This window comes from Paenibacillus sp. FSL R5-0749 (genome assembly GCF_038595085.1).
Lineage (GTDB): Bacteria > Bacillota > Bacilli > Paenibacillales > Paenibacillaceae > Paenibacillus.
In genome coordinates this window covers 6,726,975-6,749,050 of sequence record NZ_CP152005.1, presented here as the reverse complement: position 1 = coordinate 6,749,050, position 22,076 = coordinate 6,726,975, and the positions used below count along the sequence as shown (strand labels likewise).

The window sequence follows — 22,076 nt, the reverse complement described above, 5'->3', positions numbered from 1 at the left end:
GAAGTATCCGATCCTGGGTTACAGTGATCATAGATTATATGTATAGATAGATGGATATGCGTTCGATGTTGCATGACAGAAAGCATTATGAAAGGCAAAACTTATTCCAAGAACGATGCAATTGAAGGGTCGCTTATTGAATAAGAAGCACCTGCAAAGACTGCGGGAGCTATTACGAAACTAGGTGGTAATCTGCGGAATGAAAGAACAATTTTCGAAGTTGTTTGGTTTGGCGGAGCGCAATAACGGAGATGAGATCAAACAGATTCCGGTTAATGAAATTGTGAGCAGCCCATATCAACCCCGTACTATTTTTGATGATGATAAAATTGATGAGTTGTTGCAGACGATCAAAACACATGGCGTCATTCAGCCTATTGTCGTTCGCGTGCGAAATGGATCATATGAGATTATTGCCGGGGAACGTCGCTGGCGTGCAGTTCGAAAACTGGGTTTGGATACGATTCCGGCTATTGTGCGTGAATTCAACGATTCTCAGGCCGCATCCATTGCACTGATTGAGAACCTGCAGCGTGAAGGATTGACTTCAATTGAAGAAGCCGTCGCTTATCAGAAGCTGATCGACTTGCATCAGCTGACACAGGAAAGTCTTGCGCAACGACTCGGCAAAAGCCAGTCAACCATTGCCAACAAAATCCGGTTGTTACAGCTACCGGATGGCATTAAGGCTGCATTGATGGAACGCAAAATTTCTGAACGCCATGCAAGAGCATTACTTTCTCTCGATACGGAAGAACTGCAGATGAAGTTGCTCGGTGAGATTATTGAGAAAGAATTGAACGTGAAACAGACAGAGGCACGTGTTGCCTTTTATAAGGAATCTTCCAAGATCAAAAAATCCAAACGTATTTCCTTTACCAAGGACGTTAGACTTGCACTGAATACGATTCGCCAATCCATTGATATGGTAACTGGCTCTGGTCTGGATATCAAAACAAAAGAAGCAGACCATGAGGATCATTATGAGATCGTTATCCATATTCCCAAACGTAAATAATTGAAGCTTATGGCGGCAATGGGCCGCTTTTTATGTCTATAAAGCAAGACAGGTCTGACATTTTAAAGGTCGGTATAGTGATGGAACGGTAGTTGTTGTTTGTGTGGACGATAGCCACCTGCTTTTTGTTAACAATATCTCACAACCTACAAGAAAAGACTCCTATTTTATTTGAGGTGAAGTAATTGTCTAAGATTATGGCCGTAGCAAATCAAAAGGGCGGTGTGGGGAAAACGACGACATCTGTTAACTTGGGTGCAGGACTGGCTTCACTCGGGAAAAGAGTATTGCTTGTCGATATTGACCCTCAGGGGAATACAACCAGCGGAGTTGGAATCAATAAAGCAGATGTGGCTAATTGTATATATGATGTCATCATTAATGAGGTTCCTCCTCAAGAAGCGATTGTGGAGACTCAGATTGAAGGCCTTCATATCATACCTGCAACGATTCAGCTTGCCGGAGCCGAGATTGAATTGGTGTCCACGATATCACGGGAAGTTCGCCTGAAAAAATCACTCGCCATGGTGAAAAAAAACTATGATTACATACTGATCGATTGCCCACCATCCCTTGGCATGTTGACGATCAATTCGTTAACCGCTTCCGACTCGGTGATCATTCCGATTCAGTGTGAGTACTATGCACTTGAAGGATTAAGTCAATTGCTTAATACGGTTCGTTTGGTACAGAAACATCTGAATACATCCCTGCAGATTGAAGGAGTATTGCTAACGATGTTTGATGCACGGACCAATCTGGGGATACAGGTTATTGAAGAAGTGAAAAAGTATTTTCAACAAAAAGTATATCAAACGATTATTCCGCGTAACGTACGGCTTAGTGAAGCGCCATCTCATGGTCAATCCATTATCACGTATGATCCTCGTTCAAGAGGGGCGGAAGTGTATTTAGAGCTCGCAAAGGAAGTGATTTCTTATGAGTAAGCGGCTTGGAAAAGGCCTTGATGCCCTCATTCCTTCGCTTTCAATTAATGACGATGATAAAGTCGTAGAAATCCCGATTAGTCAACTGCGGGCTAACCCCTATCAACCACGTAAAGTATTTGATGAGGGCGCAATCCATGAACTGGCTGAGTCTATTCGTCAGCATGGTGTCATACAACCTATTATAGTTCGTCCTGTATTAAGAGGTTATGAGATTATTGCTGGAGAGCGACGGTTCAGAGCATCACAATATTGTGGTAATGCCACTGTACCGGCCGTAGTCCGCAACTTCAGTGACCAGCAGGTAATGGAGATTGCATTGATCGAGAACCTGCAACGGGAGAATCTGAATGCGATGGAAGTTGCAGTTGCTTATCAAGGGTTAATGGATCAATTCGCGTTGACTCAGGAAGAGTTATCTGTAAAAGTAGGTAAATCACGTTCTCACATCGCTAACTTCTTGCGTCTGTTATCCTTGCCGGAAGAAGTGAAGGACCATGTTTCACGTGGAACATTATCCATGGGACATGCACGTGCCATCGTAGGTATTAAAGATGAGGTTGTAGTGAAGCAGCTTGCCAAACAAACCATTGATCAGCAATGGAGTGTACGTGAGTTGGAGGAAGCTGTTCAACAACTGGATCGTTCCAAAACAGGTGAGGCTAAAGCCAAGTCAAAATTGAAAAAGAAAGATCCATTTATTGATACGTTGGAAGAATCTCTGCGTGAACGTTTCAAAACAACAGTGAAAATCAAGCACAATAAAGATAAAGGTAAAATTGAGCTCAACTACTACAGTCAACAGGATCTGGAACGGCTATTGGAATTGTTACAATAACAGTCGGTCCAAGATTCATTAACAACATGCGGGGCTTACTCATGTCATGACATATCGCCTCTGTACCATGGAGAAACGATATGTCATTCTTTGTTTACAGGGTCATATACGTAGTACGTGTAGGCGAATTATTAATTTTAGGGACAGAGGTGGTTGTGAGGTGGAGGGAATTATCTATCTGGATCATGCAGCAACATCTTGGCCCAAACCACCTGCTGTCGGTGATTCGATGCTGAATGCCATGGAGATTGCAGGGGCTAATCCGGGCAGAGGAAGCCACCGAATGGCTGTTCAAGCAAGTCGTGTACTGTTCGAGGCGAGAAAATCTGTATCTGATATTTTTGGAATCAAAAATGCGAATGATATTGCCTTCGGATCAAATACGACAGAAGCCTTGAATCTGGCTATTCAAGGTTCGCTCAAGGAAGGCGATCATGTGATTGCCACCATGGCTGAACATAACTCAGTTAGACGTCCATTGGAGTACATGCGCAGACTCCGAAATGTGGAGATTGATTATGTACCTGTTGATGCTTCAGGAGCCATTGATCTGATGCAAATGGAACGTATGTTTCGTTCTAATACTAGATTGGTGGTATGTACACATAGTTCGAATCTGCTTGGCAGTATTCTTCCTATTGGAGAAATTTCGCTTCTGTGTCGTAAACATCTGGCGATTTTATTGGTAGATGCGGCTCAGAGTGCTGGGGTTATGCCTGTGAATGTACAACAACTGGGCATTGATATGTTGGCTTTTCCAGGGCATAAGGGACTGCTTGGTCCTCAGGGTACAGGAGGCTTATACATTGCTCCTGAGCTCGATATAGAGCCTTTGCTTCATGGGGGCACAGGAAGTCAATCAGAAGCTCTGGAGCAGCCCAAGGTGCGTCCTGATCGGTATGAAGCGGGGACACCCAATACAGTCGGGATCGCAGGGTTGAATGCGGGCGTGAAGCACGTACTGGAAATGACACCAACGTTTATCTACCAGCATGAGTGGGAACTGACCCAACATATGATGGACGGTTTGTCATCGGTTAAGGGTATTCGCATGCTTGGTCCAGAGATTGGACAGCCACGTACTGGATTGGTATCTTTTACTGTGGATGGGTATGATTCAGCACAACTCGCCTTCCGATTAGATCGGAATTACGGGATTGCGGTTCGCTCCGGTTTTCATTGCACACCGCTTGCACATGAATCTGCTGGTACAACCGCTACCGGAGCAGTAAGGGCAAGTGTGGGATACAATTCAACTCGAGAAGATGTGGATGCGCTCGTTAAGGCAGTGTTGGAATTGACGGGGGCAGACTAGATTATAGTTGAAATGTTGAACTCATTTGGTAGTGTGCTGCTGTGTGATTAAGCTTAGGGATATCGGGTTGATTTATAATAAATGATAATATTACAGACAGACGTTAATCTGATCAAAAATATAGAGGGGTAGTTGCACTTACATGGCTGAATTAAACGAGCTGATTCTGGAACAGCTGTTATGGATTATTGGCGGAATGGCATTACTTACGGTGATCTTGCTGATTGTGAGTATTGCTCAAGGAGCAAAGTTACGAAAGTTTAAACGTAAATATGAAGCCATGATGGCTGGCAGTGGAGTAGAGGACCTGGAGTCATTGCTGATTAATCTGAAAATTCAGATGGACAGCATTGAGGATGAACACAAACTGCAAACGAATCAGCTGCAAGTTGTCATGCAAAAGCTGACCCGCATTCAAGGTAAAGTTGGCGTGAAAAGGTACAATGCCTATGGAGAGCATGGCAGTGATCTGAGCTTCTCCATGGCTATGATTAACGACAGCCAGGATGGCATGATCCTTACGGGGATATATAACCGTGACGGTTCTTATGTATATGCAAAACCTCTTAAAGGGGGAGAGTCCGCGTATACTCTGTCCCCAGAGGAAAAGGAAGCTATTACTCTGGCACAGCAAGCAGAGTAGAACGTGTATGCCATTCCCGAATGGCCGAATACAGACTGCTGGATATAATCTCGGACATGCGCATAACGAGACTGAGCCGTGTGTTCTGTAGAACAAAGTATTCCATAAAGCCGCCGACGTTAACGATACCTGTCAGATGGATATCGCCGACCGGCGGTAATTCTTTATTTACTCCCGCACCTGGTTTGAGTGGGCCATTGACGACTTGAATGCATCCTACACTGGATGATTGTCCTAGACAGGCATCAATGCCAATCACATAAGGGTTATGGTGTGTTTTTTGTATATTGTGAAGTGTATCCTGCAGGTTCATCGCATGGACGGGTTCATCCAAGGTACCATAGAGATGGAATAAAGGGCTGTCCCACTTGGAAAGGGCTGATCCGACCAGAGGACCAAGGCAGTCGCCTGTTGAGCGATCAGTGCCGATGCAGACGATCACTACATTTTGCAGAGAATGGGCTTTATAGAGATGGAACATCAACCGATGGGTAATGGCGGAGTGAATGCCTGGATCGGTATGGGGGATTTTTAAACTGGTCATGTCTTGTGATGAAAAGGAACGCGAAGTAGGATTCATAGGATCTATCCTTTCCCTTGGAATAGTAGTAACAGTATATGGAAAGGTAGAGCGTTTTATACTTCACGAGGACAAGCTTTTTCTCCAAGGTTAAACGTATGGCGAAAGGAGCCGGACATGGACGAATGGATTAATGATTGGATGCTGATTGCATTTGATTCAACCCAGCAGGCCCTGCGTGCTGAAATGCTGCTGGAGTTTGCGGAGATAGAGATTGATTTGTTCCCTACGCCAAAAGAAATTACAGCAGGGTGTGCGCTATGTATCCAGTTTCCAAAAGAGGATCTGGAGCGAGTGCAAAAGATCATTCGTAACGAGTTCGTAGAGATCCGGGGCATCTATTTCAAAACAGAAGACAGCTATGATAACATACCGATGTAGAGGAGGCATGCCGGATGTTGCCATTTCAATTTGCTCAAGGAGGAAGTAGTGACACCACTGGTGCTTTGAATGAAGCCCTTCGTTGGACAGATAAAGTCTGGAACAGAATTGCAGATCCCGATATGTGGCTTAACATTATGTTCAGCTCAATTCGGATCATCATTATTTTTATCATCACCCGTATTGTTATTAAGGTGGTATATCGCATTATAGATCGTTCCATGGAACGCAAGCAGGAAGGCAAGATTCGCGTAAATCCGCGCAGATTCGTAACTGTAGGGGAACTGTTGAAAAATGCGACCTCCATAACATGTAATTTTATTATGATTCTGCTACTGTTATCTGAGATCAATATCCAAGTTGGACCGCTACTCGCGAGTGCCGGTGTGCTGGGACTTGCCATTGGTTTCGGTGCACAGGGTCTGGTCAAGGATGTGATTACGGGTTTCTTCATTATATTGGAGGACCAGTTCGCTGTGGGGGATGTTATACAGACGGGAACCTACAAGGGAACGGTTGAGGTGATCGGACTTAGAACAACCAAACTGGTCAGCTGGCAAGGTGAGGTGCACATTATCCCGAACGGGACGATTGCAAGTGTAACGAACTACTCCATGTCGAATTCGCTGGCTGTAGTGGATATACCGATGAAGGCGGACTTAACTCTCGATGAGTCGGTACATCTGGTGAAGAAATCTTTGGTCGGAATCGAAGAGCGTGACCTAAATATTGTGAAGGTGCCGGATGTGCTCGGTATACAGTCGATGTCCACATCAGAGTATGTGGTGAGGATCGTAGCTGAATGTATGCCCAACTCCCGTGCTTCTGTGGAACGTCAGATTCAGGGCGATGTGAAAAAAACGCTGGAGTATCGTGAGATGAGTCATCAAGCAGCATTGGAACAGGCAGCAGCTTTGGATAAAGATGAGGGGGATGGCACAGGTGGAGCGTAAAAGTTTCCAGCTTGGGGATATCGTGCAGATGAAGAAGCAGCATCCCTGTGGCAGTAATGAAATGGAGATCATTCGTATGGGTATGGATATTCGGATCAAGTGTGTCGGTTGCAAACATAGCGTATTGATTCCAAGAGCAAAATTCGAGAAAAACATGAAGAAAGTACTGCGCTCAGCCGAAGAGTCCACTGAATCATGACCTTGAAAATAATAGGGGCAGGGTGCTCAAAATAACGTTTACATGCAGGCCCCGCATGAGTGTTGCGTTCTGTAAATGATCATGCTATAATCAATATTGCTGCGGAAAGGTACCCAAGAGGCCCAAGGGGGCTGACTCGAAATCAGTTAGGCGTGTCACAGCGTGCGTGGGTTCGAATCCCACCCTTTCCGCCACTTCATTTACAATTTACTCAATACACATTGAGTTTTATAAAAAAGATCGTTAATAAGACTTCCCATTAGGGAAGTCTTTTTTGGTATAACGTTTTATCGAATATGTATTGAACACGTATCCATATCAGATACAGCAACAATGATTAAAGTCGAAAAATAAAGAGCCCCGAAGGGCTCTTTATCCGGCGGTGCATTTGTTTGTTAGGAAACAATCGGTCGTAACAATCAGAAACTTGGTGTACTGCACGTAGCAATACGCGTGCTTCAGACGAAGGGCCTTACAACACATAACCACTTGCTTCTTAAATTACGTGATGAATCTCCAACAGCGAATGATCGGCTTCGTTGTCCAACGGAACCACACCTCTCTCGTGCACCGCCTAATTGTATTATGTGCTTTATTCCGTATTGTATACATGGATTGTGAAAAAAGTATTGCGATTAATGGACGCGGGCTTTGGTCAGCTTCTTCCACTTACGATTTTGATTGCTTGTTTCGGGAAATGCTTCACCTTTTTGCAGTGTAACCCGCTTTGGATTCTGAATTTCCGTGACAAAGCTTTTTTCCCCAACTTCCGTGTACTCTCCATCGTTTGGGGCTTTGTCTCCTGGTTCAAACTCGGTTTTTTCACCCATGATAAAACCTCCTCTGCAGATTATGTTACTTTGTTGCTTTTGTAGTGTGCTCCATAGCCGGGCTGATCATGTGCCAATATGTACAGGGAACGTTTGCTTGCACTTTGACTCGGTATTTGTTATATTAATATAGTTCGAGTTTGTGCTCGTTCCTTGCTCTCAACCTGGATTGAGGGCCAGAGTCCATAAGGAGGTGAAAATTATGCGCAAATATGAAGTGATGTACATTATTCGTCCTGACATTGAGCAAGAAGTTGTTCAAGCTACAGTCGATAAATTCCAAGGCATCATCTCCAACGGCGGTGGTGAAGTTACAGCTCACGACGTTATGGGTAAACGCCGTCTTGCGTATGAGATCAAGAAATTCCGTGATGGTTTTTATGTTCTGGTACATTTCACTGCTGAACCAGCAGTTGTAACTGAACTTGAGCGTCTCATGAAGATTTCTGACGAAGTAATTCGTTATCTCATTACCAACGACGTTAAGTCTGCTTAAGACAACTCGTGATTAACGCACCAATACGCTCTGAAGGAGGGGATTACATTGTTGAACCGTGTCATTCTGATCGGACGGTTAACCCGGGATCCTGAGTTGCGTTACACTCCAGCAGGAGTAGCAGTTACGCAATTTACTTTGGCAGTGGACAGACCGTTTACAAGCCAAGGAGGAGAAAGGGAAGCCGATTTCATTCCGGTCGTAACCTGGAGACAGCTTGCCGAGACCTGTGCAAACTATTTGCGCAAAGGACGTCTGGCTGCAGTCGAAGGACGCATTCAAGTACGGAACTACGAGAATAACGAAGGAAAACGTGTATACGTGACCGAAGTTATTGCTGATAATGTTCGTTTCTTGGAGTCAGCTAACCGTGATAATAGCGGTGGCGGCGGTGGGCAACCAATGCGTGAAGAGCCTTCTTATGGAGGCGGCGGACGCGCGAACAATAACAATAATTCGCGTAGCAACAATCAGGATCCTTTTTCTGATGACGGAAAACCGATTGATATATCGGATGATGATTTGCCATTTTAACATGAGCTGATACTCTTCGGAGATATGGGTTACATGATAGGAAAGGACTGAAAAGCATGGGCTTCAAGCAAAGAGAAGGCGGAGACAACGATAAAAGACCGGCACGTCGTGGCGGCCGTAATAAACGTCGTAAAGTGTGCTTCTTCACAGCTAACAAAATTACTCACATCGATTATAAAGATACGGACTTGCTTCGTAAATTTATCAGCGAACGTGGAAAAATTTTGCCACGCCGTGTAACAGGTACTAGCGCTAAATATCAACGCATGCTGACGATTGCAATCAAACGCTCCCGTCAAATCGCATTATTGCCATACACAACTGAGTAGTATATACTCAGCTTGCATACGAAGCAGTCGGCTCATAGCCGGCTGCTTTTTTGTATTTATACAATAAAATAACATGCTCACTCTGGCTAATCTGAGATTCCAAAACTATGGTGATAGAAGCATTTAAGGCTCAAATGAATTATAATAGAGTCTAATCTACTGAAAAGGCTCAGTTCGCAGAAATAGCTATATTTCAGAATAATCACCAGGAGTGGATATGAATACATCAAAGCGTAGAGGCAAACAGAGAAAAAAGAGAAGTCTGAAAACCTGGATTCTAGCAACTCTTTTACTTTCCATTATATATGTATGGTTACAGCAAAAAGGTGATATAGATAACATGTGGCCCGGGACAACGATTCAAGAGGTTGTACCGATCACAGGCCTTCATCCTGTGGTAGCAGAGAATGAGAAATTATTGGTACGGAAGGCAGCGAGACGAGGAATAGAGATGGTTATTACCCACGGCTACCGAAGTTCTGAGGAGCAAGACGCACTATTCAACCAAGGACGCTCAAGTGCAGGTAATATCGTTACGAATGCGCGTGGTGGTGAGTCATATCATAACTATGGATTAGCTATTGATTTTGCATTGAGGACGCCTGAGGGTGATGTGGTGTGGGATATGGAGCGAGATGATAACGGGAATGGCAAGGCAGACTGGATGGAAGTTGTAGATCTCGCCAAAGAGTTAGGTTTCACTTGGGGTGGAGACTGGGCTAACTTTCCGGACTATCCTCACTTACAGATGGATTTTGGCTTGAGTATCAATGAGTTAAAACGTGGTAAAAGGCCTCCTGAAACTTCCTAAAACTTCCTAAAACAATTGTTTATATACAATGAAATGAATAAATATTAACTAAGCACTGCATTTTGCAGGGCTTTTTTCTTTCTTTTGTAAAATAAATGATAAAAGATGACAATTTGGTCTTTACATAAGCAAATAAATAAAACTATACTATAATAACTAGATTTTTTACTTTGATCGCACATATTATTTCAAATATAAGCATGGTAGCTCCAATTGAATAAATTTCAGCTATAGTTCGAGATATAATCAACACTACTAAATGTAACATTTACCTCACGTTAATTTAAGAAACTCTACCCTAATTAAGAGATACACATACAACTGATGTAACTATTATGTTATGTATATGTTAAATTGACCAATTGCCTATGTGCACCTCACATCTAAAAACATGAAAATAACTCCCCAAATCCTTGCTATATGCCTTTATAATATTACTAATATCCAAATCTGTATTATAAAAAACATTTATACCAAAAATCTCAAAATAAGCATTGACGTTAGCTAAAATTACACGTATGATTACATTAATTATTTTGCTGTATAATTCCACTAGGAATTATCAACATTAATTGACCAATGGTCTAAATATAAGTCTCTTAAACTAGTTTCTCCTAATGATTTGGTATTTTGTATAAGCTATTGTTCGTTATCTTCAAGAACTTGGAAATATACAGTGGATGCATTCCTCTACACACGAATACAATCTACGGAAATTATGGGGTTAGGGTGATTGATTTGAATACAGAGCTATTGGAAGTCAGAAATCTAACGACATCATTCAGAATTGAAGATGACTATTATGCAGCAGTGGATCACGTTAACCTTAAGGTGAAAAAAAATGAAGTGTTGGCGATTGTAGGTGAATCCGGGTCAGGTAAAAGTGCTTTTGCATTCTCTCTTATGGGCTTGCATAACAAAGCAAAAATCGAAGGCCAGATTCTCTATAAAGGACAAGATATTGCCAACATCTCTCCAAACAAGTTGAACAAGCTACGCGGTAAAGAAATGGCTATGATTTTTCAGGATCCATTGTCTGCGTTAAACCCTCTAATGATTATTGGTGAACAGATTGAAGAGATCCTTACACTTCATCAGTCTAAGCTGTCTTCCAGAGAGAAGAGAGAGAAGGTTATTCACTTATTGAATCAGGTAGGGATTCCACGTCCCGAACAAATATACAAGCAGTATCCCCACGAATTATCTGGTGGTATGAGACAGAGAATTGTCATCGCCATTGCGATTGCTAACAAACCAGAACTACTCATAGCCGATGAACCAACGACGGCGCTTGACGTTACCATTCAACTACAGATTCTGGAGCTAATCCGAGATCTGAAGAATGAAATTAACGCAGGCATTATTCTGATTACACATGATTTGGGTGTTGTGGCTGAGATGGCTGATCGCGTTGCCGTTATGTACGCAGGCGAAATTGTTGAAATCGCAGATATCTTCACATTGATGAACGATGCGAAGCATCCATATACCCGCTCATTGTTGAATTCTATTCCCACCCTGTCTGAAGAAAGATCCAAATTACATGTTATCCAAGGCATCGTACCATCACTCAAAAATCTTCCTCGCAAAGGGTGCAGATTCAAAGCCAGAATTCCATGGATTAGTGAATCGGCTCATGAAGAGAACCCGCAGATGCATGAAATTGCACCAGGTCACTTTGTACGGTGTACCTGTTACCAGCACTTTCATTTCCCTGACCAAAGCGGAGGAGGAATAACATAATGGCATTACTCGAAGTAGAAGGGCTCAAGATACACTTTCCGATTCGCGGGGGGTTGCTTAAACGGGAAATCGGCAGTGTAAAGGCTGTTGATGATGTGAGCTTCTCCATTGAACAAGGACAGACTTATGGACTGGTTGGCGAATCAGGTTCAGGCAAGACGACAACAGGTAGAGCCATTATTGGGCTGAACCATGTCACTGACGGAAAAATTCTGTTTAACGGTAAAAATCTGGCTACGGAGCGACGTAAAAACAGGCAGCTTCAGCGGGATGTACAAATGATTTTCCAAGACCCATATTCATCACTGAATCCAAAGAAGCGGGTTATCGATATCATCGCTGAGCCGTTTCGTAACTATGAGCGTCTGACAGCGACCGAGGAGAAAAGACAAGTAAGAGAATTACTTGAAAAAGTTGGTCTGAGTCCGGAGTCCATCTACAAGTATCCGCATGAATTCTCAGGGGGGCAGCGGCAACGGATCGGCATTGCACGGGCTATTGCACTGAAGCCGAAGCTGATTATCGCGGATGAACCTGTCTCTGCACTGGATGTATCAGTACAGGCTCAGGTACTTAACTTTATGCAGGAGATTCAAAAAGAATTAAATCTGACGTATCTGTTCATCAGTCACGATCTGGGCATCATCCGCCATATGTGTGATCAGATCGGAATTATGTATAAAGGTCGATATGTGGAACAAGGTACAACGAATGATATTTTTGAGAATCCGCAACACATCTATACCAAACGTCTGATTGCTGCCATTCCGGATATGGACCCAACCAAACGAGAGGAAATGGTAGCCTTCCGTCAACAGGTCAAGTCCGAGTATGAACATTCATACCGAAATTTCTTTGATGAGGAAGGGCTTGCATACTCGCTCCAATCCATTTCCGATACTCACCGAGTAGCTCTACCTCAGAAAGGTTGAAGGCCATATGTGGAAAACGATAGTACGCAGAATTATCATAATGATCCCTCAGATCTTTTTACTAAGTCTTTTGGTCTTTCTGATGGCCAAGGCCATGCCGGGTGATGCGCTAACCGGATTGCTTGATCCAAGCGTTGATCCCAAAGCGTTGGAAGCCCAGCGAGAGAGACTGGGATTGAATAATCCTTGGTACGTGCAATATTGGGACTGGATCAAAAACGCCATCCAAGGTGATTTTGGACAATCCTTCCGTTTCAAAATGCCCGTTACGGACCTGATCGGTCAACGTGTAGCAAACACGTTCTGGCTCGCACTGGCGACACTTGTACTGACTTACCTGATTGCTATTCCACTGGGTATCATCAGTGGTCGTTACAACGATACCTGGTCTGATCGGTTGATCACTGGTTACACCTACTTGGGCTTCGCCGCTCCATTGTTTATCTTCGCACTGGTGATGGTATGGATCTTCGGATTCCATTTCGGCTGGTTCCCGACGGGAGGAAGCGTTGCGCCAGGACTTACACCAGGCACATTCAGCTACGTAATGAGTAAGTTCTATCATCTATTATTGCCGGCATTATCCATGGCACTGATTACAACGGTATCTACCGTTCAATATTTGCGTAGTGAAATCATTGATATCAAGCATAAGGAATTCGTTATTACTGCGAGAGCCAAAGGGGCTTCAGAATCCAGGATCTATAACAGACATATTTTGAGAAACTCGCTACTACCTATCGCCGCATTCTTCGGATATGAGATTACGGGGCTTATCGGTGGTACCGTATTTATCGAAAGCATATTCAGTTATCCAGGTATGGGGCAGTTGTTCCTGAATTCCATCTCATTGCGTGACTTCAGCGTTGTGACTGCACTCGTATTGTTATATGGCGTAGCTTCCATTCTCGGGGCATTGCTGTCTGACATAATTCTGGGAATTGTAGATCCACGTATACGGATCAAGTAAGAACTTGAAGATTTCGGGGTGAAAACAAGATGAGCAAGGCCAACGAGGTAGTTGTAACTTCACAAAAAGTTGATAAAAGCCCCTCCAGTTTGAGTATTTTATGGAGGGAGCTTGTCAGAGATAAGGTGGCACTAATCTCGCTCATTTTCTTGGGCTTGGTCATGTTGCTGGTGTATGGCACGTCTCTCATTCTGAATCAGGATGATATCGTACGCGTGGATCTGTTTGCCTTATATGAACCACCTTCTGCACAATATTGGCTTGGAACAGACTATGGGGGTCGTGATGTATTTGGCCAACTGGTCATTGGTACACGTAACTCGCTGACTATTGGAATTATTGTAACGTTAATGACTGGCTTCATAGGTATCTTAATTGGCCTTTTATCCGGTTACTTCGGTGGAATGATAGACAACCTGTTTATGCGTGTTGTTGACTTCTTCATGATCCTTCCGATGTTGATGATTGTTATCGCGTTTGTTACGGCAGTACCGAAATACAATATCATCTCGTTCTCTCTAATCATGACGGCGTTTCTCTGGATGGGTATCGCCAGATTGATTCGTTCTAAAGCATTACAGGAACGGGAGCTGGACTATGTAAAAGCTTCAAAAACATTGGGCTCTTCTCATCTGAAGATTATGCTCTCACAGGTTCTTCCGAATCTGAGCTCCATTATCATCGTAACGATGACATTGAATCTCGCTGCCAACATTGGCCTCGAATCAGGGCTGTCTTTCCTCGGGTTTGGTTTTCCCGAAAGTACGCCTAGTCTTGGAACACTCGTAAGTTATGCACGTAATCCGCAAACCCTGGAATCCAGATGGTGGATATGGCTACCCGCATCAGTACTGATCCTGGTATTGATGTTGAGTATAAATAATGTCGGTCAAGCCCTAAAGCGTGCGACTGATGCAAGACAAAGAAGAGGTTAAAAAAAGGGAGGAAAGGTTCATGAAAAAGGGATTATTTTCACGGGGACTATTTTTCACGATGATGTTGGTCTTTGTATTGGTGCTCGCAGCGTGCTCTGAAAAAGAAGCAGCTACTCCAGCTCCTGCTACCAACAACACAGAAGAGGGAAAAACGGAGGAAAAACCTGCTAATGAAGAGGGCGTTTACTCCATTGAAGACTTCAACAATGTCAAAACGAATGAAGGTACTGCGATCGAAGGTGGATCAATTACATTCGGACTTGTATCGGATACTGCTTTTGAAGGTACACTGAATTTCAACTTTTATTCCGGTAACCCTGATGCACAGGTTCTTCAATGGTTCGATGAAGGTTTGCTGACTTGGGATAAAGACTATGTGTACACCAATGATGGTGCTGCAACATATGAGACTTCCGAAGATGGTAAAACGTTCACACTGACTATTCGCGACAATGTAAACTGGCATGATGGTAAGCCGGTAACGGCTGAAGATCTGCAGTTTGCTTATGAAGTTATCGGTAACAAAGCGTATGATGGTCCACGTTACGACTCCAACTTCACTAGTGTAGTGGGTATGGATGAGTATCATGCTGGAAAAGCAAAAACAATCTCTGGTATTAAGGTGCTGAGCGACAAACAAATCAGCATTACGTATAAAGAATCTACTCCGTCCCTGCTGACAGGTGGCGTGTGGACGTACCCACTCGCTAAACATATCTTCGGAGATATGGATGTAGCAAAAATGTCTTCTTCCAAAGAAGTACGTGAAAAACCAATTGGTTTTGGTCCATTTAAAGTGGATGTTATCACTCCAGGTGAGTCTGTAACTTTTGTTAAAAACGATGACTACTGGCGTGGAGCTCCAAAACTGGATAGTGTAACTCTGAAAGTTATCAACCCGACAACGGTTGTTCAAGAACTGAAATCTGGCGGGGTAGACCTCGTGGATGCCTTCCCGACAGATCAATATAAAGACAATGCTAACCTGTCCAACGTAGAATTCCTGGGCGCAATCGATCGTGCTTATACGTACATCGGTTTCAAACTGGGAACGTGGGATGAAGAGAATGGAAAAGTTAAAAGCAATGCTGAAGCAAAAATGGGCGACAAAAACTTGCGTAAAGCAATGTGGATGGCTGTAGATAACGATCAAGTTGGTAAACGTTTCTATAATGGCCTGCGTTGGAATGCAACAACCCTGATTCCACCGTCTCACCCAGAATTCCATGATGCCAGCAATCCAGGTGTAACGTATGATCCAGAAGCAGCGAAAGCTTTGCTTGATGAAGCTGGTTACAAACTGGATGGTGAATTCCGTACGAATCCGGATGGAACACCACTCGAAATCAATTTTGTATCTATGACTGGTGGCGACACAGCTGAACCATTGGCACGTTATTATGTTCAATCATGGGCAGCTATTGGTTTGAAAGTAAACCTGGAAATGGTTGAATTCAACAGCTTCTATGACCGTGTAGGTAACACAGGTAAAGATGATCCGAACATTGATGTGTATCAAGCCGCATGGGGTGTTGGTATTGACGTAGATCCATCTGGCCTGTACGGCCGTGATGCACTCTACAACTTCTCCAGATTCTCCAGCGAAGAGAATGACAAATTGCTGGCACAAGGTATCTCTGCTGAAGCATTCGATGTAGACAAGCGTAAAGAGATCTACAATCAATGGCAGCAATACATGGTAGATGAAGTTCCTGTATTCCCTACACTGTATCGCGCAGTTGTAGCACCAGTTAACAAACGTGTAATGAACTACGCGATTGGCGATGGAACAGGTGTTTACCTGAGCGACTTGCAAGTGAATGCAGAAAAGGCAGTTGTAGCTGAGTAATCCTTTCTTCCAGTAGCAACTGTAAGGATTGGGGTCCTTTAAGAAGTCGGTTGCTAGATTATGATGAAGAATTCTCCTGGGAAATTGAACTAAAGTGTCTTTACAAACATGGATTCTGTACACTCTGGCATGGGTGTATGGGGTTCATGTTTTTTTTGTAACCAAAAAATAAAAAAAATTTAACTTTTTTTCAAAAAAGTGCAGACAAAATGCCTCTTCACTTCGTCTATATAGGTAAGAGGTGATCATCTTATGAAAAAATGGTGGAAACGGGCAGGTATGCTGCTGGCTCTACTGCTCATTATATATTTGGGTGTAAAACCGGACATGCTGGTAGGCAAACCGGGAATTAAAGCTGAATCCGCGGTATTAATGGATATGAACTCCGAACAGATCCTAATGGATTTTAACGGCTCCGAAGAGATTGCTCCTGCAGGCGTTAGTAAGTTGATGACAGAACTGCTTGTGATGGAAGCCGTGATTAAAGGAGATATAAGATGGGACGATCTAGTTAATGTGAGTCTGTATGCCAGTTCCGTGGGTGGCAGTCAACTGACCCTGAAGCAGGGAGAGCAATTCACCGTTCAGGAGCTGTTCGAGATCGTGGCTGTCTATTCAGCCAATGATGCAACTGTCGCTCTCGCTGAACATATCAGTGGTTCAGAGCAGAAGTTTGTGCAGCAGATGAATCAGAAAGCTTCTCAGATCGGGTTGTCTGAAAATACACAATTCACGAATTCAACGGGCCTCAGTGAAAAGCTGCTTGGTCCTAACCGTCCGATGGAAATACAAGGGCAAACCTTAATGACGGCTATAGATGCATGCAAACTTGCGCGATATCTGCTGAATAACCATCCCGAGATTTTAAGAATCTCCAGTCAAATGCAAGTCTCCATGCATCAAAAAGGGATGTACATGAGCAACACGAATTGGATGTTGTCCTCCATTGGTGGGCCTTATGCTTATGATGGGAATGACGGATTGAAAACCGGATATGATGAAGAATCGGGATATCACTTTGTGGGGACAGCTGAACGTGATGGCAAAAGACTGATTTCAGTTGTTTTTGGGACCGATACCCGTGAAGGGCGTTTTGTGGAAACACGGAAGTTGTTCAACTATGGATTTTCGGGCTCAAAATAAAGAGTGGACATGGGCTTGCTCAGAGAGACATCTCGCTGTTAACTTATGGTTAATCATGGTAAAATGACTTACGTATAATTCCATATTATTATGTAATTCACTTTAAAGGGGGAGATTGTTTGAACGCAATTAGTAAAAAGGTATACGCTCTCACGCTTACCATGGCTATGTCCATCGCACTGATTCAACCGGCTGTCCAGGCGGCCGAAGCCGTTAAACCTACAGCCTCTGTCTCGGAGGCAATTGCTTCCAAGGCAACACAAACACTGCAACAACTCGGATACATAGATGGTACGACAGATGGCATGGCCCAATTAACGACTCCAATCACTCGCGCGGAGGCAGCAATCATTTTGCAACGGGTACTTCAACTGGGTGCGCCTGCATCACTTACAGGTTTTGCAGATGTTTTGCCGGAGAATGAAGCAGCGCCTGCCATCTACGCATTAAAGCAAGGCGGTTTCATTCAAGGGAAAGCCAAAGGATATGCCCCGGATGCTCCACTTACACGTGCACAGATGGCATCGTTGTTCACACGTGCATTTGAACTGAAGGATAATGGAATCCAAGTCGTATACAGTGATGCCGATCAGATTCCAGCTGTGCATGCGGATGACGCTGCGCGATTGAAACAGCATTTTATTATTGAAGGTAGCGCATTTAACGCCAAACAGTCAGTGACCCATGGGGAATTCGCTGATGCACTATATCTGGCGCTTGGACTCGATGTGAAATCGGATGGTCTTACTCCTCTGGAAGACTTCTTCAAACAGCCTGCTCAGGCAGGGTTCCAGATGTCCCCGGACGGTAAGCACCTTGCTTACCTGGAGCCGTGGAACAACCGCATGAATATCGTAGTTACTGCAAATGGCCAGGATAAGCCTGCACGGATTACGAGCGAAACAGAACGTAATATTGCAGGATTTGCTTGGGCAACCAATGAAAAGCTGCTCTATGTACAAGATAAGGCAGGCGATGAGAATTACCATATATATGTCACGGATATCGATGGTACAAACAGCAAGGATCTGACGCCATATCCTAACACAAGAGCCATCCTGGTAGATCCGCTTGAGAATATTCCGGATGAAATCTTGGTAGGCATGAACAAGCGTGATCCGCGCATTTTCGATGTGTATCGGATTAACATCAAGACAGGGGAGGCTGTACTTGCTGCAGAGAACCCGGGTAATATTACGGGCTGGCTGACGGATCACGAAGGTAAAATTCGTGTTGCCGTGTCCAGTGATGGCAATGTGTCTTCGTTACTGTATCGTGAATCGGAGGACAAAGAATTTGAGCCGCTTCTGACAACGAAGCTTGGAGAGACTTTTGCGCCAGTCATGTTCACGTATGATAACAAAAATATCTATGCGATATCCAACTTGGAGCGAGACAAAACGGCGATTGTCGAGTACAGCCCAAGCAGCAAAAAGGTAACCAAAACCATCTATGAAAATAAAGATGTGGATGTAAGCAACTTCGTACCTTCCAAAGAAAAGGGTACTATTCTTGCTGCTGTATATGAGACAGATAAAGTGAACTATGAATTCTTTGATCAAGAGTTCAAAACATTAATGCAGGATATCAAAGCGAAAGTGCCAGGCAAGGAAGTAAGTATCGGTAGCATAAGTAAGGAAGGCCAAGTATTGTTCGTAGCGTATAGTGACAAAGCAATGGGAACGTATTATTTCTATGATTCCAAAACAGGCAAACTCGATAAACTGGCTGATGCTGCACCTTGGATTGATGAGAGTCAAATGGCAGATATGAAGCCTATTACGTATAAGTCACGTGATGGTCTGACCCTTCATGGTTATCTAACATTGCCTCAAGGAGCTGAGACTTCTAACCTGCCTTTGGTGGTTGTTCCACATGGTGGTCCTTGGGCGCGTGATTCATGGGGCTTCAATCCTGAGACTCAATTCCTTGCAAGCCGTGGTTATGCTGTTCTTCAGGTCAATTTCCGTGGTTCCACGGGATACGGCAAAGAATTCCTGGATGCAGGTAATAAAGAGTGGGGCAAAGCGATGCAGAACGACCTCACAGACGGTGTGAATTGGCTGGTTGAAGAGGGGACGGTTGATCCAAAACGAGTAGCCATATATGGAGGCTCTTACGGTGGATATGCCGCTCTGGCAGGACTGGCTTTCACACCGGATGTCTATGCTGCTGGCATCAGCTATGTGGGACCTTCCAACATCTTCACCCTTCTGGACTCACTTCCACCTTATTGGGAGTCTGAGCGTAGTATGTTCTATGAACGTGTAGGAGATCCCGTAAAAGACAAGGAGCTGTTAACAGCGATTTCACCTCTCTTCCACATCGACCAGATGAAGGCTCCATTATTCGTGGTTCAGGGCGCTAATGATCCACGTGTCAAACAAGCCGAGTCAGACCAGATTGTTGAAGCATTACGCAAGCGTGGAGTCGATGTACCCTATATGTTAAAGACCAATGAAGGTCATGGCTTCGCAAATGTGGAGAATCAGCTTGATCTGTATCGTGCGATTGAGAAATTCCTGAATCGTCACCTGATGCAGCCATAATACGTTAGGCATGAGGGCTGTCCCGCAGGTTTACCAAACCTGTGGGCAGCTTTTTTATCGGATCACAGATAAAAATGAACCATAAACTATATTGTTAAATTGACATATGGATTTCTTTTGTTTTAAAATGACCAGTGAGTCATTATTGTTCAATTCGGTTTAATATATATGTATCAGACCCACTGTACGATACTTAAATCAAGATCTGATCGGGAGGTAACATGTGATGCAAAAACAAATGAAATGGCCGCTGGTCCTATTTGCCATAGGGGTATTTATGGCTGCACTGGATAACGGAATCATCACCTCTTCACTGACCACCTTAAATGCATCATTTGGTGTGTCACCAACGTGGGGAGCATGGACGATTACGCTCTACACACTTGGGCTTGCGGTGAGTGTTCCGATTGCAGGCAAACTGTCTGACCGTTATGGTCGCAAGAAACTGTTTTTGATAGAAGTGGCGCTGTTTGGGATCGGGTCCCTGCTGGTTGCGCTAAGCACATCATTTACGTTCTTCCTGATCGCTCGTGTCATTCAAGCTTTGGGCGGTGGGGGGATATTTATCATTGCCAGCTCCTACGTGCTAAGTAAGTTCCCAGCGGAGCGTCAAGGTACAGCCTTGGGTCTGCTAGGGGGTATGAATGGTGTTGCGGCCATTTTGGGGCCGAATATCGGTGCTTTTATACTGGACATTACGGGCAACTGGCATTGGTTATTCCTGATCAACGTACCTATTGCCATCCTGCTATTCATTGCAGGTATCCGATTTATTCATGAAGAGCAGGAGCTTAATCGTGCAGCAGTGGACTGGAGCGGTATTGCTGTCCTGACGCTGGGTGTACTCAGTCTAATGTATAGCTTCAGCAATCTGGACGGTGTGAACATGATTCAAAGCTTGGGATCACCAATGTTCTTCGGCTTTTTCTTGGCAGGTGTAATCATACTGGTGCTCTTTTACTTCATGGAAAAAAGACTGGAAGGATCTGAACGTGAACCTGTTGTATCAACACAGCTTCTGGGCATTGCGTCCTTTCGTTGGACGCTGTTGATTGCCTTTTTCTCGGGAGCCATTCTGGCCTCGGTGATCTTTATTCCCGGTTTCGTTGAACAGTATCTTGGCGTATCCAATACGGCTTCCGGGTATTGGTTTACTCCACTCGCGCTGGCATCCGGTATTGGGGCGGGCGGAGGTGGCTACCTTGTTGACCGCAAAGGGCCAATCTGGACGTTATCGGTTGCGGGGTTATTATCTGCCATTGGATTCCTGCTGTTCCCGCTGTGGGTGGAGCATATCTGGCAATTTGTCATCGCGAGTACGCTCGTAGGTATCGGTTTTGGCATGATGCTTGGTGCGCCAGTTAACGTACTTGTCACCGAACAGGCGGGGGAGAATAACAAAGGTATCGCGGTAGCGACCAGCTCGTTATTCCGGCAGATGGCAATGGCTATTGCACCTACCATTTTCGCCGGATTCCTGGCACGTTCTTTCACTAATCTGGGGTCCAACATTCAGGCAGGATTCGCTGATAAAGGAATTCAGGTGCCACCTGAAATGCTGCAACAATATGCGTCAGGCGGGGCATCGGGGAGTGATGTCTCCAGTCTGACTGAGGGCCTGTCCCAGATCCCTGATGAAGGTATCCGCGATGTGTTACTTCAGGCACTGCATCAAACGACAGGGGAAGGTTACAGTGGACTTTTCTGGTCCGCGGTTATATTCAGTGTGCTTACGCTGGTGGCTGCGCTTATAACGGGACGTCTGCGTCATAAAGAGAAGAATCCTCATGTGGAAAGTGTATCGACGAACGGATAAAACCATGTGTGAAAATGAAGAGAACAGTGTACCTTTTGAAACGAAAAAGGAGTCACTGTTCTTTTCAATTTAACCGGATTGTAACTTTTCCTCCTCCCGCAATGATTACAATAGAACGAGCGTAAGCGGTGTCTTGATTCCAGAGAGAGAAAACTTTGAAGAACACCGAGTCACAAGGTATCTCAGACGTTTAATTGGTATTATATAAGTTCAACGAATCGTTACACTGCATCACTGCGAGTTCAGAGTAACCTTCCGATCGCTG

General features: G+C 44.3%; 22 protein-coding genes and 1 tRNA gene. 21 read left to right on the top strand and 2 right to left on the bottom strand.

The features are described from left to right. Window positions 1-199: 199 nt before the first annotated feature. From noc to MKY85_RS30035, 5 genes are all read left to right on the top strand, one after another. Complete coding sequence (gene noc / locus MKY85_RS30055) at window positions 200-1,018, top strand: nucleoid occlusion protein (protein ID WP_253442288.1); 819 nt, start codon at window positions 200-202, stop codon at window positions 1,016-1,018. A 185-nt stretch (window positions 1,019-1,203) separates the two neighbouring features. Then, window positions 1,204-1,965 carry an AAA family ATPase gene (locus MKY85_RS30050; RefSeq protein WP_024629525.1) on the top strand — a complete coding sequence of 254 codons (762 nt, stop codon included), beginning with the start codon at window positions 1,204-1,206 and terminating at the stop codon, window positions 1,963-1,965. After that, window positions 1,958-2,803 carry a ParB/RepB/Spo0J family partition protein gene (locus MKY85_RS30045; RefSeq protein WP_339238899.1) on the top strand — a complete coding sequence of 282 codons (846 nt, stop codon included), beginning with the start codon at window positions 1,958-1,960 and terminating at the stop codon, window positions 2,801-2,803. Before MKY85_RS30050 ends, MKY85_RS30045 begins: the two co-directional genes overlap by 8 nt. Before the next feature lie 160 nt (window positions 2,804-2,963). Next, the gene (locus MKY85_RS30040) at window positions 2,964-4,118 is read left to right on the top strand and encodes an aminotransferase class V-fold PLP-dependent enzyme (protein ID WP_342571516.1); all 1,155 of its coding nucleotides are present in this window, start codon (window positions 2,964-2,966) and stop codon (window positions 4,116-4,118) included. Between the two features lie 142 nt (window positions 4,119-4,260). Continuing rightward, window positions 4,261-4,761 (top strand): DUF4446 family protein, encoded by a 501-nt coding sequence (locus tag MKY85_RS30035; protein ID WP_062836527.1) that lies wholly within the window; start codon window positions 4,261-4,263, stop codon window positions 4,759-4,761. Here the strand turns inward: MKY85_RS30035 and yyaC are convergent. Then, window positions 4,736-5,341, bottom strand: a complete 606-nt coding sequence (gene yyaC / locus MKY85_RS30030; protein ID WP_036611957.1) for a spore protease YyaC — start codon at window positions 5,339-5,341, stop codon at window positions 4,736-4,738. The genes MKY85_RS30035 and yyaC overlap by 26 nt on opposite strands. 117 nt (window positions 5,342-5,458) lie before the next feature. Here yyaC and MKY85_RS30025 point away from each other — a divergent pair, with 117 nt between their 5' ends. The 4 genes from MKY85_RS30025 (at window position 5,459) to MKY85_RS30010 (ending at window position 7,068) form a co-directional block, all read left to right on the top strand. Beyond that, on the top strand, window positions 5,459-5,722 hold the full coding sequence (locus tag MKY85_RS30025; protein ID WP_342571515.1) for a DUF3343 domain-containing protein: 264 nt from the start codon (window positions 5,459-5,461) through the stop codon (window positions 5,720-5,722). Between the two features lie 14 nt (window positions 5,723-5,736). Further along, a complete protein-coding gene (locus MKY85_RS30020) occupies window positions 5,737-6,675 on the top strand; it encodes a mechanosensitive ion channel family protein (protein WP_339238895.1) in 939 nt (312 codons plus the stop codon). Beyond that, complete coding sequence (locus MKY85_RS30015) at window positions 6,665-6,874, top strand: DUF951 domain-containing protein (RefSeq protein WP_339238893.1); 210 nt, start codon at window positions 6,665-6,667, stop codon at window positions 6,872-6,874. Before MKY85_RS30020 ends, MKY85_RS30015 begins: the two co-directional genes overlap by 11 nt. Window positions 6,875-6,977: 103 nt before the next feature. After that, window positions 6,978-7,068, top strand: a tRNA-Ser gene (locus MKY85_RS30010). Between the two features lie 441 nt (window positions 7,069-7,509). Here MKY85_RS30010 and MKY85_RS30005 read toward each other — a convergent pair. Next, a complete protein-coding gene (locus MKY85_RS30005; RefSeq protein ID WP_036611947.1) occupies window positions 7,510-7,704 on the bottom strand; it encodes a YjzC family protein in 195 nt (64 codons plus the stop codon). A 202-nt stretch (window positions 7,705-7,906) separates the two neighbouring features. Between MKY85_RS30005 and rpsF the strand changes: the two genes are divergently transcribed. The 12 genes from rpsF (at window position 7,907) to MKY85_RS29945 (ending at window position 21,811) form a co-directional block, all read left to right on the top strand. After that, window positions 7,907-8,200, top strand: coding sequence for a 30S ribosomal protein S6 (gene rpsF / locus MKY85_RS30000; protein ID WP_036611944.1), 294 nt, complete (start codon window positions 7,907-7,909; stop codon window positions 8,198-8,200). 48 nt (window positions 8,201-8,248) lie between these two features. After that, entirely contained in the window at window positions 8,249-8,734 is a 486-nt protein-coding gene (gene ssb, locus MKY85_RS29995; protein WP_307218987.1) for a single-stranded DNA-binding protein, read from the top strand. Window positions 8,735-8,790: 56 nt separating this feature from the next. Further along, window positions 8,791-9,063: a 30S ribosomal protein S18 gene (gene rpsR, locus MKY85_RS29990; protein ID WP_017691433.1), complete on the top strand. Its 273-nt coding sequence runs from the start codon at window positions 8,791-8,793 to the stop codon at window positions 9,061-9,063. Window positions 9,064-9,280: 217 nt separating this feature from the next. Beyond that, on the top strand, window positions 9,281-9,874 hold the full coding sequence (locus MKY85_RS29985; RefSeq protein ID WP_339238891.1) for a M15 family metallopeptidase: 594 nt from the start codon (window positions 9,281-9,283) through the stop codon (window positions 9,872-9,874). A gap of 738 nt (window positions 9,875-10,612) precedes the next feature. Beyond that, complete coding sequence (locus tag MKY85_RS29980) at window positions 10,613-11,617, top strand: ABC transporter ATP-binding protein (protein WP_339258133.1); 1,005 nt, start codon at window positions 10,613-10,615, stop codon at window positions 11,615-11,617. Then, the gene (locus MKY85_RS29975; protein ID WP_339238889.1) at window positions 11,617-12,549 is read left to right on the top strand and encodes an ATP-binding cassette domain-containing protein; all 933 of its coding nucleotides are present in this window, start codon (window positions 11,617-11,619) and stop codon (window positions 12,547-12,549) included. Before MKY85_RS29980 ends, MKY85_RS29975 begins: the two co-directional genes overlap by 1 nt. A gap of 7 nt (window positions 12,550-12,556) precedes the next feature. After that, window positions 12,557-13,519: an oligopeptide ABC transporter permease gene (opp4B, locus tag MKY85_RS29970; RefSeq protein WP_253442276.1), complete on the top strand. Its 963-nt coding sequence runs from the start codon at window positions 12,557-12,559 to the stop codon at window positions 13,517-13,519. Between the two features lie 29 nt (window positions 13,520-13,548). Next, window positions 13,549-14,454, top strand: a complete 906-nt coding sequence (locus MKY85_RS29965) for an ABC transporter permease (RefSeq protein WP_253442274.1) — start codon at window positions 13,549-13,551, stop codon at window positions 14,452-14,454. A gap of 19 nt (window positions 14,455-14,473) precedes the next feature. After that, window positions 14,474-16,303: an oligopeptide ABC transporter substrate-binding protein gene (locus MKY85_RS29960; protein ID WP_339238887.1), complete on the top strand. Its 1,830-nt coding sequence runs from the start codon at window positions 14,474-14,476 to the stop codon at window positions 16,301-16,303. Between the two features lie 252 nt (window positions 16,304-16,555). Continuing rightward, window positions 16,556-17,446 (top strand): D-alanyl-D-alanine carboxypeptidase family protein, encoded by an 891-nt coding sequence (locus tag MKY85_RS29955; RefSeq protein WP_339238886.1) that lies wholly within the window; start codon window positions 16,556-16,558, stop codon window positions 17,444-17,446. A gap of 119 nt (window positions 17,447-17,565) precedes the next feature. Continuing rightward, window positions 17,566-19,995 (top strand): alpha/beta fold hydrolase, encoded by a 2,430-nt coding sequence (locus MKY85_RS29950; RefSeq protein WP_342571514.1) that lies wholly within the window; start codon window positions 17,566-17,568, stop codon window positions 19,993-19,995. A gap of 226 nt (window positions 19,996-20,221) precedes the next feature. After that, a complete protein-coding gene (locus tag MKY85_RS29945; protein ID WP_342571513.1) occupies window positions 20,222-21,811 on the top strand; it encodes an MFS transporter in 1,590 nt (529 codons plus the stop codon). Window positions 21,812-22,076: the final 265 nt, after the last annotated feature.